This is a genomic window from Pectobacterium jejuense (assembly GCF_026800125.1).
GTDB lineage: Bacteria > Pseudomonadota > Gammaproteobacteria > Enterobacterales > Enterobacteriaceae > Pectobacterium > Pectobacterium jejuense.
In genome coordinates, this window is sequence record NZ_JAPQKX010000004.1 from 343,225 (window position 1) to 358,746 (window position 15,522).

Here is a 15,522-nt window from a genome sequence, read left to right on the forward strand (position 1 = left end):
GAGTATTGCTTAGCTAAACCGATTCTTCTATTTTAGCAAACAGTCTAATTATCATTGATAAGAGTAACGTTATGGCAAACAGAATTTGGGTCATGGGCGACGCGGTTGTCGATCTCATCCCGGAAGATACGGAACGCTATCTGAAATGCCCCGGCGGCGCGCCCGCCAATGTGGCGGTCGGCATTGCCAGACTCGGGGGAAACAGCGCCTTTGTTGGTCGCGTCGGCGACGATGTTTTTGGCCATTTTCTAAAAACGGTGCTGGAACAGGAAAACGTTGATACCCGTTATATGGCACACGACAGGCTCCATCGAACCTCAACCGTGGTCGTGAGCCTTGATGAAGCAGGGGAACGCACCTTCACGTTCATGGTTCGCCCGAGTGCCGATCTGTTTTTACAGCCGGAAGACCTACCAGAATTCAGCCAGAGAGAGTGGCTGCACCTCTGTTCCATCGCACTTTCGCAGGAACCCTCGCGCAGTACCGCATTTGCGGCGATGCAGCAGGTGAAAGCGACACAGGGATGGATCAGCTTCGACCCGAATATCCGTGACGACCTCTGGCAAAGCGAGCAGGAACTGCGCGACTGTCTGACACAGGCGCTGATGCTAGCCGACGTGGTAAAGCTATCGCGTGAAGAACTGGCCTTTCTCTGTTCAACACCGGATGTTGAAGCGGGGATTCAGCAGTTTATGCAGCGCTACCCTACCCAACTATTGCTGGTGACGCTGGGCGGCGAAGGCGTCTGGCTGCACGACCGCCGTCAGCTACGGCATTTTGCCGCGCCGTTGGTGACGCCCGTCGATACCACTGGCGCGGGGGATGCCTTCGTCGCTGGTTTGCTGCACGGCCTGGCGCAGTATGACGATCTGTCACAACCGCTGAGCTGGGACCCTATTATCGAGCAGGCGCAGCAGTGCGGTGCACTGGCGACCACAGCAAAAGGCGCGATGACCGCACTCCCCTACGCTCAGCAATTGCACGCACGCCCTTAGCCAAGCCCTAATCCCCTCGTTTGATACGGTTACCGCCCGGTTTTGTAGTCAGGATCACAGTTACAGAATCGGGTGAGTGAAATTTCTTGCGAACCCTTCTTTTGGCTTTTATTTTCCTCATGAAAAACCGGTTTAGCAATTTAGCTAAACAAGAAAAATCCAAAAACAATAAATCTCCTTCACGACGAGAACGAAAAAATGAAGCCAAGCCACCTTGCTGTGACGATAGGATTATTACTTTCCTCCCCGTTTTATGTTTCCGCTGCCAACACCGACAGTATTGAAGCCCGTTTGAACGCTATGGAACAGCGTCTGCAACAGGCTGAAGCCCGCGCTCAGGCCGCCGAAGCCAGAGCCGACGCCGCAGAAAAGCAAACCCAACAGCTGGCAACCCGCACCACCCAAACCGAACAAAAAACCCAGCAGGTGGAACAGCGTACAACGGCGCTGGCCAAGCAGAAGTCGTTTGCCGATGGATTTGAATTCCACGGCTACGCGCGTTCTGGCCTGTCGATCAATGATTCTGCCACCAGCGCCAAAACCGATATCGGACCGGGCATGTCCCCTGCCGGTCAAACTGGCGGACATATTGGCCGTTTAGGCAATGAAGACGACACCTACGTCGAAATTAAACTGGAGCACAAACAGAAGCTGGATAACGGCGCAACCACCCGCTTCAAGGTGATGATGGCGGACGGCCAGCGCAGCTATAACGACTGGACAGCGGCCACCAGCGACCTGAACATTCGTGAAGCCTTCGTCGAGCTGGGCTCACTGCCAACCTTCACCGGTGCCTTTAAGGACACCACGCTGTGGGCGGGTAAACGCTTCGATCGCGATAACTTCGATATTCACTGGCTGGACAGCGACGTGGTCTTCCTCGCGGGCACCGGCGGCGGGATCTATGACGTGAAATGGGCGGATAGCGCCAAGAGTAACTTCTCGCTGTATGGCCGCAGCCTCGGCGAAATTACCTCGCTGGATAACGACATCAAAAACTACGTCTTTACCGCTAACAACTACGTCGGGCCATTCCAGTTCATGCTGAGCGGATTAACCGCGAAGAACAACGATGTAAAAGAAAACACCGGAACAAGCCGCGATAACACTGTCGTCACCAACACCAATGCAGGCGACAAAGGCTATCACGCGATGGTGGCTTACCATGGCGACAGCTTCTACGGCTTACGCGACGGGACATCGAAAACCGCGATCCTCTACGGTCACGGACTGGGCGGCGAAGTGAAGAACATCGGCGCCGATGGCAACCTGACCAACGATGCCAACACCTGGCGCTTTGCGACCTACGGCACAACGGCGCTGAACAAGACCTGGAGCTTCGCGCCGTCCATTCTGGCGCAAACCAGTAAAGACCGTTACGTCAGCGGGGATAGCTACGAATGGGTGACGTTTAATGCGCGCCTGATTCAGGAAATCACCGAAAACTTTGCACTGGCCTATGAAGGCAGCTATCAATACATGGATCTCGATCCGCGCGGTTATCGGAGCCTGAATCAGGTTAGCGGCGGCTTCTACAAGCTGACCTTTGCACCGACGTTCAAGGTCGGTGATATCGGTAACTTCTTTAGCCGCCCTGAACTGCGCGTGTTTGCCAGCTACATGGACTGGGATAAACGACTAGATAACTACTCCAGTGAAGATACGTTTGGCTCCACCGGCTTTAAAGCAGGCGGCGAATGGAACTTCGGTATCCAGATGGAAACCTGGTTCTGATAATGGCCTAAACTTGGCGTCGATTACGCGCTAATCGACGCCAAAGAAACAGCATATCCTATTGAAAAAGAGGAATAACATGGATATCAACGCTACTGCCGCCGCGCTCATCCACCTTCTCGGCGGGAAAGAGAACATCGCCAGTGCAGCCCACTGTGCGACTCGCCTGCGTCTGGTGCTGAATGATGACAGTCTGGCTGACAAGAAAGCGATCGAGAACGTCGACGGCGTTAAAGGCTGCTTCCAGAACGCCGGACAAATGCAGATCATTTTCGGCACAGGGCTGGTTAACAAGGTGTATGCCGAGTTCATCAAAGCGGCAGGCATCAGTGAATCGAGCAAATCCGAAGCGGCCTCAATTGCCGCGAAAAAGCTGAACCCGCTGCAACGTCTGGCGCGCCTGCTGTCGAACATCTTCGTCCCTATCATGCCGGCGATTATCGCGTCCGGCCTGCTGATGGGGCTGCTCGGCATGATCAAGACCTACGGCTGGGTCGATTCCAGCAGCGCGATCTTCGTGATGCTGGATATGTTCAGCTCCGCAGCATTTATTATCCTGCCTGTCCTGATCGGCTTTACCGCCGCGCGGGAATTCGGCGGCAACCCTTATCTGGGCGCGACGCTGGGCGGTATCCTGACTCACCCAGCGCTGACCAACGCCTGGGGCGTCGCCGGTGGTTTCCAGACCATGCATTTCTTCGGCATGGACATCGCCATGATCGGCTATCAGGGCACCGTGTTTCCGGTCCTGCTGGCCGTCTGGTTCATGAGCATCGTGGAAAAACGCCTGCGTAAGATCGTACCGGATGCGCTGGACATCATCGTCACGCCGTTCCTGACCGTCATCATTTCCGGCTTTGTCGCCATGCTGCTCATCGGTCCGGCTGGACGTGCGCTGGGCGATGGTATTTCTCTGGTTCTCAGCACATTGATTACTCACGCAGGTTGGCTGGCCGGTTTGCTGTTCGGTGGCCTCTACTCCGTCATCGTGATCACTGGCGTCCATCACAGCTTCCATGCCATTGAAGCCGGACTGCTTGGCAACCCGAATATCGGCGTCAACTTCCTGCTGCCGATTTGGGCGATGGCGAACGTAGCACAGGGCGGCGCGTGTCTGGCGGTATACTTCAAAACGCGTGATGCCAAAACCCGAGCGATTGCCGTTCCTGCCGGACTGTCTTGTCTGCTGGGCATCACGGAAGCGGCGATATTTGGTATCAACCTGCGCTTCATTAAACCGTTCCTGGCGGCGTTGGCAGGCGGTGCACTCGGTGGCGCATGGGTGGTCTTCAATCACGTCAATATGACGGCCGTCGGGCTGACCGGTTTTCCGGGGCTGGCGATTGTGCAAGGGGGATCGATGCTTAACTACCTGATCGGAATGTTAATTGCGTTCGGTGCCGCCTTTATCATTTCCTTACTGCTGAAATATAAAACGGATAGCGAATAATGAAGGAAGTCCACTTACTAAAGCGCATGGCGCACGCCCTGATGTCAGGCCATTCACGGAAACAGGAAGATCCGTATCGCCCGGAATGGCATCTGTCTCCGAATGTTGGTCTGCTCAACGATCCGAACGGATTTATTCATCATAACGGGCGTTACCATCTGTTTTATCAGTGGAATCCTTTAGCCTGTGCCCACGGAGCGAAATTCTGGGGGCACTGGAGTTCCGCCGATCTGGTGAATTGGACGCATGAACCCGTCGCGCTGGTACCGAGCGAAAGCTATGAAAGCCACGGCTGCTACTCCGGTTCTGCCGTAGTGGATCATGGCGCGATCACGCTGATTTACACCGGTAACGTCAAATACGATGACGGCTCACGCACCGCGTTTCAGTGCCTCGCCCGTGAGAATCCTAACGGTGAATATGACAAGCTGGGAGCAGTTCTAACGCTCCCCGACGGCTACACCGGCCACGTTCGCGATCCCAAAGTGTGGTGTCATGACGACCACTGGTACATGGTTCTCGGCGCACAGGATCTCGACCTGCAAGGTAAAGTGCTGCTCTACCGTTCCGCCGATCTGCTGGCATGGGAAAAGATCGGCGAGATCGCCGGTTCCCGTTTGGGCGGGCTCGGTGATTTTGGCTATATGTGGGAGTGCCCGGACCTGTTCCCGTTGGATGGCAAAGACGTACTGATCTGTTGTCCACAAGGGGTTCCCGCCGAAGAGGAACGTTACCTGAATACCTTTCAGGCTGGCTATTTCATCGGCTCACTCAATTACGAAAACGGCGCTTACCCGCATCAGGATTTCCACGAACTGGATCTCGGCTTCGAGTTTTACGCTCCACAAACCACGCTGAGTGAAGACGGGCGACGCCTGCTGTTCGGCTGGATGTCGATTCCTGACGACAATGAATTTTTTGAACCGACGATCGAACATGGTTGGATCCATACCATGACCTGCCCGCGTGAACTCACGCTGCATGACGATCGCGTTTATCAACATCCCGCGCGCGAATTGCAGCAGCTGCGCGGACAGCATTACACCTGGCAGGGTGCCGCAGACTACGCGTCTCCGCTGGACGCCAGCAGCGCGGAAATCCTCATCACCGTGCAAGGGGAATTCCAGCTCAACCTCGCTTCCCAGTTGGTTCTCTGTTGGGACGGAGAACGCGTCACGCTGAGCCGACGTAACCGTCGCACCGGCGAGCCCGAGCATCGCTACTGGCGTGGAGACTTGAGCCAATTGCAGATCCTGTGCGATCGCTCCAGCGTTGAAATTTTTATCAACGACGGCGAAGCCGTGATGTCTGCACGCTACTTCCCGGAAAGCGAGCCGTTCGTGACGTTCAGCGGCTCTGGGCAATTAACGCTACAGCACTGGCTGTTAGCGCCATGCGTGATAGAATAACTTCCCTTATTTCTGATAGCAGACCTCGCGGTGAAACCGACTAAACGCATAACAATCAGTGACATCGCCGCGCTGGCTGGTGTATCAAAATCCACCGCCAGTCTGGTGCTTAACGGGCGCAGCAAAGAGTTTCGCGTTTCTGATGACACCCGCGATCGCATTTTAGCTGTCGCACACGAGCAGCGTTATCAGCCCAGCATTCACGCACGTTCGCTGCGTTCCTCACGCAGCAACACGCTGGGGCTGGTGGTGCCGGAAATGACCAACTACGGCTTTGCCGTGATTTCCCGCGAGCTGGAGATGCTGTGTCGTGAAGCGGGGCTACAGTTGCTGATTGCCTGCACCGACGAAAATGCCAGTCAGGAGATGATGGCGGTCAACAGTCTGGTGCAGCGCCAGGTCGATGGCCTGATTGTCGCCTCCAGCCTGTTAAGCGATGTTGAATATCAGAAAATTAACCAGCAGTTGCCCGTCGTGCAGTTTGACCGGGTGATTGGTGATTCCACACTACCGATGGTGATTTCCGAAGCGGTAGAATCCACGGCGGAAATGGTCGAACGTATCGCCCGCCAGCATCGTGATGAATTCTATTTCCTTGGCGGCCAGCCGCGAATCTCCCCGACTCGCCACCGTCTGGAAGGCTTCCAGCTTGGGCTGACGCGCGCAGGTATCGACTGCAAGCCGGAGTGGATTATTCACGGCAGCTATCACCCCAGCGCGGGTTATGAAATGTTTGCTCAGCTGTGTGCAACGCTGGGTCGCCCGCCAAAAGCGCTGTTTGTCGCCGCCTGTGGCCTGATGGAAGGCGTGCTGCGCTACATGAACCAGCATAACCTGATGGAAAGCGGCATTCGACTGTGCTGCTTTGACGATCACTATCTGTTTGATTGCTTACCGCTGAAGATCGATACCGTGGCGCAGGATTGTGAAAATCTGGCGCGCAGCAGCTTTGAGATGGTGACCAGCCTGATTGCACAACAGCCACTTCAAGAAGATCGGCGCTATATCCCGACGCGTATTCACTGGCGTCATCCTGACTCGCGGGCGTAGATTTAACGCCCAACCACCCTGCCATCTCACCCAGATGTAAACCTATAGACGTAAAAAAAGGAACGCGGTTTGAACGTCCGCATTCCTTCTTTAAACGCCAACCTCAGCCGTTATTTAGCGGCCGCGGTTTCCGCACCGACCAGACCGACCTTGAGGTAGCCCGCTTTGCGCAGTGAATCCATCACGCTCATGATGGTTTCATAATCGACGCTTTTATCAGCCTGAAAGAAGATGGTCGTTTCTTTGTTGGCACTGGTTTTCGCATCCAGCACCTGCGCCAGCGATTGCTCGCTAACCACCTCTTCCCCCAAGAACATTTGCTTATCTGCTTTTACCGTCAGATAGAGCGGTTTTTCCGGCCGCGGCTGCGGTGCTGCCGATGAGGCTGGCAGATCGACACGAATGTCTACCGTTGCCAGCGGGGCCGCCACCATGAAGATAATCAGCAGAACCAGCATGACGTCAATGAACGGCGTGACGTTAATGTCATGCATTTCACCGTCATCACTCACGTCCTCCTTCAAATGCATCGCCATGACTTAACCCACCCGCAGTTTATGCGCTGCTGAAGACGCCCGGTTATCATTGCTGGCAGCCACGTCGAGATCGCGACTTTGCAGCAGCAGCACCTGTGCAGCCACATCGCCAACCATCGCTTTGTAGCCAGCAATCAAACGAGCAAAGACGTTATAGATGACCACCGCAGGAATCGCAGCAACCAGACCAATCGCCGTCGCCAGCAGGGCTTCTGCGATCCCCGGCGCAACGACCGCCAGGTTAGTGGTTTGCGTCTGTGCGATACCGATGAAGCTGTTCATGATACCCCATACCGTACCGAACAGCCCCACGAACGGGGCAACCGCACCGACCGTTGCCAGATAGCCGTTACCACGCCCCATGTGACGCCCAGTAGCCGCCACGCGACGTTCCAGACGAAACGCGGTGCGCTCTTTAATGCCGTTGTTGTCATCAGAACGTGCGGAAAGCTCCAGCTCGTTCTGCGCATCGACCAGTAGTTGCTGTGCGACGCTGCCGGCTTTGAACGCGTCCGCAGTTTCCAGCGCGTCGTCCAGCGTTTTCGCCTGTTCCAGCGCCAGATACTCACGGCGCAGGCGACGTTTCGCGCCAGACATCTCAACGCTTTTACTAAAGAAGATCGCCCAGGTAATCACGGAGGCCAGCAGCAAACCGATCATCACCGTTTTCACCACGGCATCGGCGTGCTGGTACATACCCCAGACGGACAAATCGGTTTTCATCAGGTTATTGGTGCCCGGTGCCGCACTGGCAGGCAGCGCGAGTGCTGATGCCGGAACCTGTGAATCGGTCGTCACAGGAGCGGAAGGCGACGCAGCAGCAGGCTGAGCGGCTGGTGCTGCATTCTCTGTCGATAACGGTGCCGTTGCTGGAGCCGCAAACGCATTTCCACTTAGTCCCGCCGTACACAGCAGGATAACCAGCACGCTACGGGAAAATGCGCTGAACGCGCCACGTTTTTTTTGCCAGGTTGATAACACCTGTTGAGTTGTATTACTGACAGCCGTCTTCACGCTGTGCCTCCACCATTCGTTCTGTACAATCATCTGTTCTGTACAATCATCTGTTCTGTACAATATCCGCACATATTCGCAGGTATAATGCCGCAATAACGCAGCCTGAAATGATACCAAACCCTGAACGAATTGATAGTCGTTCTCATTATTATTTACATCAGATAACGCACTTTCCTTGCGTTTTGACAGGATTTCAGAGGGTATTGCTCGCACATCAGCAGGAAAAGCATAAGAACGACAAGAAGAATAGCATTCAGGAATATATCAGGCGGGAGATCTCCCTAAAACACGGTGCGATAGCCAAGATTTTTACGATCGGCTTTTTGTGATCAACATTAAGTTATCACACCATTTCATGATGACTGGCGATAAGTTTACTGAAATAAATGGATACACATGTACATAATAAGATAAATAAAAACACCAAGTTACGTATATTCCTATAAGTCAAACAGGAATAAAGTCCATATAAAACAGCATTTCATATTAGCTTTTTCTTTTGTGACACGAGTCATTCTACGAAGTTGTATAATAGGTTAGCTTAACTCACAGAGAATACTGACACACGCCACAATAATACGTAATAGGCGGTCGTCCTCTCATCATTAAACCCACTCTTCATTACGCTATTTTTCATGGGTTTATATTTTTAAATCACCCTTTGATTATCGATAATGTCACCCCACCTCTGGAGATAATTCAATGAAGCTGTCGAAAGCATTGATCGGCGTTTGTCTGGGTTCTACTGCACTCCTGATGAGCCAAGCAATTCAGGCACAACAAATTAAAGCCTCCGATGTTCACCCTGAAGGTTACCCTAATGTCGTTGCCGTTCAAAAAATGGGAGAGAAATTAAAAGCCGCCACAAATGGCAGGCTGGAAATTAAAACCTTCCCTGGCGGGGTATTGGGCGATGAGAAACAAATGATTGAGCAGGCGCAGCTCGGTGCCATTGATATTATCCGTGTATCAATGACGCCCGTTGCCGCTATTTTACCGGAAATAGAAGTCTTCACGCTACCCTATATTTTCCGTGATGAAGATCATCTGCATAAAGTGCTGGATGGCAAAATCGGTCAGGAAATTGGTGACAAGATTACCCATAGCAGCAAATCAAAATTGATTTTTCTGGGCTGGATGGACGCGGGCACACGTAACTTAATTACCAAAGAGCCAGTGGCGAAGCCAGAAGACCTCAAGGGCATGAAAATTCGTGTTCAAACCAGCCAGGTTGCTCTCGCAACGCTGAAAGCCATGGGTGCTAACGCGATTGCAATGGGCACCAGCGAAGTCTTCAGCGGCATGCAAACCGGCGTAATTGACGGCACCGAAAATAACCCGCCAACCTATGTTGCACATAACTACATGCCTGTTGCCAAGAATTTCACCTGGAGCCGCCACTTCATTATTCCTGAGCTGTTCCTGTATTCCAAAACCAAGTGGGACAAACTTTCTAAAGAGGATCAGGAGCTTATCCTGAAGCTGGCGAAAGAAGCGCAGCAAGAACAGCGCGTGCTGTGGAATGAATATACTCAGCAATCTCTGGATAAAATGAAAGCTGGCGGCGTTCAGTTCCATGAAATTGATACCGAGTACTATTTCAAAGCCACGCAGCCCGTCCGCGATCAGTTTGGTGCCAAATATCAAGATCTGATTAAAGCCGTCGCCGACGTTCAATAATCAGCACCTCATCTCAGCGGATAAATAGCCTGCTATTTATCCGCCACCATGAATAGCCTGATATCAATGTAATCCTTCGCTTATTGCTTAGCGAATATAGGTGGCACAATGGCACAGTCTTATCTTTTCAGCATGGATGTACTCTATCGTATTGCCATGTGGGTTTCTGGTCTGGCGTTATTAATTATGACGCTAATAATTCCTGTCGGCATATTCGCACGCTATGTTTTAAATGCCGCATTATCCTGGCCAGAACCCATTTCAATTATTTGTATGGTGACGTTTACTTTTGTCGGCGCCGCAGTCAGTTACCGTTCTAACTCACATATTGCCGTCAGCATGTTGACCGACAGATTGCCAGAATTCGGTAAGAAGATTTGCGTTCACCTGTCGAATATTCTGATGCTCTTAATCAGCCTGTTTATTCTCTATTACAGCACGGTGCTCTGCATGGAGTTATGGGAACAACCCGTCGCGGAGTTTCCATTATTAACCGCAGGCGAAAGTTATTTGCCCCTGCCTATCGGTTCGTTAATTACCGTGCTCTTCATCATCGAAAAAATGCTTTTCGGCCCGCAGGATAAACGCCCTGTGGTAATGCTTGGCAGTGCTTAATTCGGAGCCAATACCATGGATGCATTTATTCTTGTTGCCACGCTGGCCGTGCTGTTGGCGGTTGGCGTTCCCGTCGCCTACGCAGTAGGGTTGAGCGCGATTGTTGGCGCGTTCTGGATCGACCTGCCGCTTGAGGCAGTCATGATTCAGATTACCAACGGCGTGAACAAATTTTCGCTGCTGGCGATCCCTTTCTTTATTCTGGCTGGGGCGATTATGGCCGAAGGCGGCATCGCCCGTCGGTTGGTCAGCTTCGCGTATATCTTTGTCGGCTTTATTCGCGGCGGCTTATCGCTGGTTAACATCGTCGCATCAACGTTTTTCGGCGCAATATCCGGTTCTTCCGTGGCAGACACAGCCTCTATCGGTTCGGTGATGATCCCGGAAATGGAGAAGAAAGGTTACCCGCGCGACTTCTCCGCTGCCGTCACCGCCAGCGGCTCTGTGCAGGCGATTTTGACACCGCCGAGCCACAACTCCGTGATCTACTCGCTGGCAACCGGTGGTACCGTATCCATCGCTTCGCTGTTTATTGCGGGGATCCTACCTGGCCTGCTGCTCAGCCTAACGCTGATGGTGATGTGCGTCGGCTTCGCACATCGGCGCGGTTATCCAAAAGGCGAACGCGTACCGTTCCGTCAGGCGCTGAAAATCTTTGTCGATACCCTGTGGGGATTGATGACGGTCGTCATCATCATGGGTGGGATTCTGTCCGGTATTTTTACCGCAACCGAGTCTGCGGCTATCGCCTGCCTGTGGTCCTTCTTCGTGACCATGTTCATCTATAAAGATTACAAGTGGTCAGAACTGCCCAAGCTGATGTACCGCACGGTAAAAACCGTCACGATCGTGATGATCCTGATCGGCTTCGCTGCCGCGTTCGGTGCCATCATGACTTACATGCAGTTGCCGAGCCGCATTACCGAGTTTTTCACCTCCATTTCGGATAACAAGTACGTCATCCTGATGTGGATTAACATCATGCTGCTGCTGGTCGGTACGCTGATGGACATGGCACCGCTGATCCTGATCCTGACGCCCGTTCTGCTGCCCGTCGCCCACTCGCTCGGCATCGATCCGGTGCATTTCGGTATGATCATGCTGGTGAACCTCGGGATCGGCTTGATTACACCGCCGGTAGGATCGGTACTTTTCGTCGCCAGTGCGGTGAGTAAGCAGAAGATAGAACAGGTCGTTAAGGCGATGCTGCCCTTCTACTGCGGGCTCTTCTTTGTGCTGATGCTGGTCACCTATATTCCGGCTATCTCACTCTGGCTGCCTAAGTTCTTTGGTGTGCATACGGGTTAATACGCTCCAATTGCGCCATGTTGTTCGCCGCAATGCAGAACAACATGGCGCTTTCCCTACATTTTCTGACCTGAAATGTTTTCATCTACACCCGATCTTATCCCACTCAAGCCCACACGCCGCTCAAGCCGTGATAACGTAGACCTCATCAATCGAACGCTTATAAATCCAATCGTGCCCCCACCATTCCCTCCGCGTTCCCGTGGGGAATTGTCGGCGTAGTGAGTCATCCGGCAGAACTGAACAGAAAAGGTGATAGTGGTTATGACAAGCAAAAAAACGGCAACAGCGTTAGTCGCCGCAGGACGCAGCAAGAAATTCACCCACGGCTCCGTCAACCCTGTTATTCAGCGAGCGTCCTCTCTGGTATTCGATACCGTGCAGGACAAAAAGCACGCCACGATTAACCGAGCAAAGGGGGCACTGTTCTATGGACGCCGCGGTACGCTGACCCACTTTTCGCTGCAGGAAGCGATGGTTGAACTGGAAGGCGGCGCGGGCTGTGTGTTGTACCCGTGCGGTGCAGCGGCTATCTCTAACGCGATTCTTTCTTTCGTCTCAGCAGGCGATCATGTGCTGGTAACCGGTTCGGCCTATGAACCCACGCAGGATTTCTGTAATAAAGTCCTCAGCAAGATGAACGTCAGCACCACCTACTTTAACCCGCTGATCGGTGCCGATATTGCCGAGCTGATCCAGCCCAATACCAAAGTGGTCTTTCTCGAATCGCCCGGATCCATCACGATGGAAGTACACGATGTGCCAGCCATCGTACAAGCCGTGCGCCGCATCAATCCCGACATCATTGTCATGATTGATAACACCTGGGCGGCAGGCATTTTATTCAGAGCGTTCGACTTTGATATTGATATCTCCATTCAGTCTGCCACCAAATATATTGTCGGCCATTCCGATGCCATGATAGGCACAGCAGTCGCTAACGAACGCTGCTGGGCACAGCTGCGTGAACACTCTTACCTGATGGGACAGATGGTCGATGCCGATACCGCCTATGTCGCCAGCCGTGGCCTGCGCACATTGGGCGTTAGACTCAAACAGCATCAGGAAAGCAGCATCCGCATTGCGAAATGGCTGGCGGAACAACCCGAAGTCGCGGTGGTTAACCACCCAGCCTTACCAGAATGTAAAGGGCATGAATTCTACGTACGCGACTTTAAGGGCTGCAACGGCTTGTTCTCGTTTGTGCTGAAAGAGAAATTGAGCAAAGAAGCGTTGGCGAACTATCTGGATCATTTTGAGCACTTCAGCATGGCATACTCCTGGGGCGGCTTTGAGTCGCTGATTCTGGCGAATCAGCCGGAAGATCTGGCCGCCATCCGTCCTGCTGGCGGCGTGGATTTTACCGGCACACTTATTCGGTTACATATTGGACTTGAAGACAGTGACGATCTGATCGACGATCTGGCTGCGGGTTTCAGCAGGCTGAGCGCTTAGTCTGGCAAGGTCTCAGCGAGTTCAGCTTCGCCAAACGACAGGAAACAAAATATATACCCTAAATAATTCGAGTTGCAGGAAGGCGGCAAGAGAGAGAATCCCGATGAGCTTACTCAGGTAAGTGATTCGGGTGAATGAACGTAGCCAACGCACATGCGGCTTGAAGTATGACGGGTATGGCAGGAAACAAAATATAGGAAGTGTGACGGCCATAATACCGCCGTATCTTGATTTCCCCTGCGGCGCGGTGGGTAATGCGTTATGATGATCATGAGTCAACGCTTACCCAAAAACCGCGTTACCTTAACCAAAACTAAGCATTAAGCCCTGTCGTATTCTCATCATGCGGCAAGGCGTTTTGCCCATACCGATTTTAGGGCTTGATAAGCAGTAGATTTCAGGTAGCCCAGCGTTACACGCCGCAGCCTGAGAGATAGTGAATATCGTCATTGGCGGGAAGTAATATGAGTGTGGTTCACGACATTATTCAGGCGCTCTGGCAGCAGGATTTTAGTGCACTGGCCGATCCCCACGTTGTTTGGGTGGTTTACGGCATTCTGTTCACAACGCTGTTTCTGGAGAACGGTCTGCTCCCTGCCTCTTTTCTGCCTGGCGATAGCCTGTTGCTGCTCACGGGTGCCATGATTGCCAAAGGCGTGATGAGCTTTTTCCCTACGATGATTCTGCTCACCGTCGCCGCCAGCCTCGGCTGCTGGCTCAGCTACCTTCAAGGGCGCTGGCTGAGTGATACACGTTTGGTAAAAGGCTGGCTGTTGCAGCTTCCCGCTCATTACCACCAGCGAGCCCATCACCTGTTTCACCGCCACGGCCTGATGGCGCTGCTGGTTGGCCGCTTTTTAGCGTTTATCCGCACGCTGCTGCCGACGATGGCGGGCATTTCCGGCTTAAACAATACGCGCTTTCAGATTTTCAACTGGCTCAGCGGGCTGCTGTGGGTCGGCGGGATTGTCACGCTCGGCTATGCGCTCAGCCACATTCCGCTGGTCAAACGCTATGAAGATCAGGTGATGACCGCGCTGATCCTGCTCCCGATTATTTTGCTGGTTAGCGGCCTGATCGGCATGGCTGTCATGGTGTGGCGCAAAAAACGTGCGGTCGCCTAATCGGGCAACGGCACGCTTTCTTCACGTCTTCAGCTTTCCTCAACAGCCAGGTTACTGGCCTTTACTCTCGTGATTTCATCGCTCGGCGTCGCGCCGAAATAGCGCTTAAATTCCCGGCTAAACTGCGACACGCTCTCATACCCGACACGAGCCGCCGCGACGCCCGCTCTCAGCCCCTCGTTGATCATCAGCACACGCGCTTTATGTAAGCGGTAGGATTTCAGGTACTGCAACGGCGATGTGTTGGTGACAGCCTTAAAGTTATGATGAAATGCCGAGACGCTCATGTTCACTTCAGCCGCCAGCTGTTCCACATTCAGGCTATCGGCGTAGTGGTTTTCGATACGTCGCAGAGATCTGGCAATCTGGCTGAAGTGCGTGTGCCGATTCACCAGCGCCTGTAACGCCGCACCGCGTTCACCACAGAGCATATGATAGATAATCTCGCGCACAATCGCCGGGCCCAGCACGCGGGCATCACGCGGGTTATCCATCGCATCCAGCAGCCGTTCAACGGCGCACAGAATCTCATTGGTCAACGGCACACTGTTCACCCCGCACGTGCAGGCACAGGGGCGGATCGCGCTGTCGTCGTCACCGATGTCGATCAGCAAATCCTGAAGCATCTGGATATCGATACGGATCGCCATCCCCACCAGCGGGTGTTCAACGCTGGCTATCGTTTCGCATTCGAACGGCAGCGGCACGGTCATCAACAGGTAGTTTTCCGGGTCATACTGGAACGTTTTCCCGCCCAGATAACCAATTTTTTGCCCCTGAAAAATGATGACGATCGTCGGTTCATACATCACCGGCACACGTGGATGATGCTGTTCCGTATACAGAATTCTGACCTGCGGGACGAGCGAAGGCGTGGCCCAGCTTTTGGCTGAGCAGCGTATTGCCTGCTGCACGATGCGCTGCCGCACCGTCTGTTCTGCTGGTTCCTGAACTATTGTTTCCTGAACTATTGGTTCCTGAAGAAGCCGCTCGCCTTGGCTTTCCGTAGACATGCTTTGGCTGTCCGTCAACATGCATTGGGTTTGCGTCAAAATGGTGTTCTCTCGCTACGGGTTCGCTTTTCCTGTCCGAAGCCTCTCTCCTGACAGAAGAAACAAAATGACATACCTGCGAATTATTATCACCCTT

13 protein-coding genes are annotated in these 15,522 nt (G+C 53.2%); 10 read left to right on the forward strand and 3 right to left on the reverse strand.

Going from position 1 to position 15,522, the window contains the following annotated elements; all coding sequences use genetic code 11:
* Positions 1–71: 71 nt before the first annotated feature.
* The 5 genes from cscK (at position 72) to NXT09_RS10085 (ending at position 6,638) form a co-directional block, all read left to right on the forward strand.
* Positions 72–995, forward strand: a complete 924-nt coding sequence (gene cscK, locus NXT09_RS10065; RefSeq protein WP_268579591.1) for a fructokinase — start codon at positions 72–74, stop codon at positions 993–995.
* A 198-nt stretch (positions 996–1,193) separates the two neighbouring features.
* Complete coding sequence (locus NXT09_RS10070) at positions 1,194–2,729, forward strand: carbohydrate porin (protein WP_205554080.1); 1,536 nt, start codon at positions 1,194–1,196, stop codon at positions 2,727–2,729.
* A 79-nt stretch (positions 2,730–2,808) separates the two neighbouring features.
* Positions 2,809–4,179 (forward strand): sucrose-specific PTS transporter subunit IIBC, encoded by a 1,371-nt coding sequence (locus NXT09_RS10075; protein WP_268579592.1) that lies wholly within the window; start codon positions 2,809–2,811, stop codon positions 4,177–4,179.
* Positions 4,179–5,588: a glycoside hydrolase family 32 protein gene (locus tag NXT09_RS10080; protein ID WP_268579593.1), complete on the forward strand. Its 1,410-nt coding sequence runs from the start codon at positions 4,179–4,181 to the stop codon at positions 5,586–5,588. The genes NXT09_RS10075 and NXT09_RS10080 overlap by 1 nt, the downstream gene beginning before the upstream one ends.
* Positions 5,589–5,618: 30 nt before the next feature.
* Positions 5,619–6,638 carry a substrate-binding domain-containing protein gene (locus NXT09_RS10085; protein WP_240584351.1) on the forward strand — a complete coding sequence of 340 codons (1,020 nt, stop codon included), beginning with the start codon at positions 5,619–5,621 and terminating at the stop codon, positions 6,636–6,638.
* Positions 6,639–6,748: 110 nt separating this feature from the next.
* On the opposite strand, the gene exbD is transcribed toward NXT09_RS10085, so the two are convergent.
* Both exbD and exbB read right to left on the reverse strand, forming a co-directional pair.
* Complete coding sequence (gene exbD / locus NXT09_RS10090; RefSeq protein WP_010280259.1) at positions 6,749–7,174, reverse strand: TonB system transport protein ExbD; 426 nt, start codon at positions 7,172–7,174, stop codon at positions 6,749–6,751.
* Positions 7,175–7,177: 3 nt separating this feature from the next.
* Entirely contained in the window at positions 7,178–8,188 is a 1,011-nt protein-coding gene (gene exbB, locus NXT09_RS10095; RefSeq protein WP_268579594.1) for a tol-pal system-associated acyl-CoA thioesterase, read from the reverse strand.
* 705 nt (positions 8,189–8,893) lie between these two features.
* On the opposite strand from exbB, the gene NXT09_RS10100 reads away from it, so the two are divergent.
* From NXT09_RS10100 to NXT09_RS10120, 5 genes are all read left to right on the forward strand, one after another.
* Positions 8,894–9,871 (forward strand): TRAP transporter substrate-binding protein, encoded by a 978-nt coding sequence (locus NXT09_RS10100; RefSeq protein WP_268579595.1) that lies wholly within the window; start codon positions 8,894–8,896, stop codon positions 9,869–9,871.
* Positions 9,872–9,979: 108 nt separating this feature from the next.
* The gene (locus tag NXT09_RS10105) at positions 9,980–10,486 is read left to right on the forward strand and encodes a TRAP transporter small permease (RefSeq protein ID WP_268579596.1); all 507 of its coding nucleotides are present in this window, start codon (positions 9,980–9,982) and stop codon (positions 10,484–10,486) included.
* 15 nt (positions 10,487–10,501) lie between these two features.
* Positions 10,502–11,794, forward strand: a complete 1,293-nt coding sequence (locus NXT09_RS10110) for a TRAP transporter large permease (RefSeq protein WP_010280255.1) — start codon at positions 10,502–10,504, stop codon at positions 11,792–11,794.
* Positions 11,795–12,058: 264 nt separating this feature from the next.
* Complete coding sequence (metC, locus tag NXT09_RS10115) at positions 12,059–13,249, forward strand: cystathionine beta-lyase (RefSeq protein ID WP_205554091.1); 1,191 nt, start codon at positions 12,059–12,061, stop codon at positions 13,247–13,249.
* Positions 13,250–13,713: 464 nt separating this feature from the next.
* The gene (locus tag NXT09_RS10120) at positions 13,714–14,373 is read left to right on the forward strand and encodes a DedA family protein (RefSeq protein ID WP_039499708.1); all 660 of its coding nucleotides are present in this window, start codon (positions 13,714–13,716) and stop codon (positions 14,371–14,373) included.
* 29 nt (positions 14,374–14,402) lie between these two features.
* Here NXT09_RS10120 and NXT09_RS10125 read toward each other — a convergent pair whose 3' ends face one another.
* Positions 14,403–15,407, reverse strand: a complete 1,005-nt coding sequence (locus NXT09_RS10125) for an AraC family transcriptional regulator (RefSeq protein ID WP_268579632.1) — start codon at positions 15,405–15,407, stop codon at positions 14,403–14,405.
* Between the last annotated feature and the right edge of the window lie 115 nt (positions 15,408–15,522).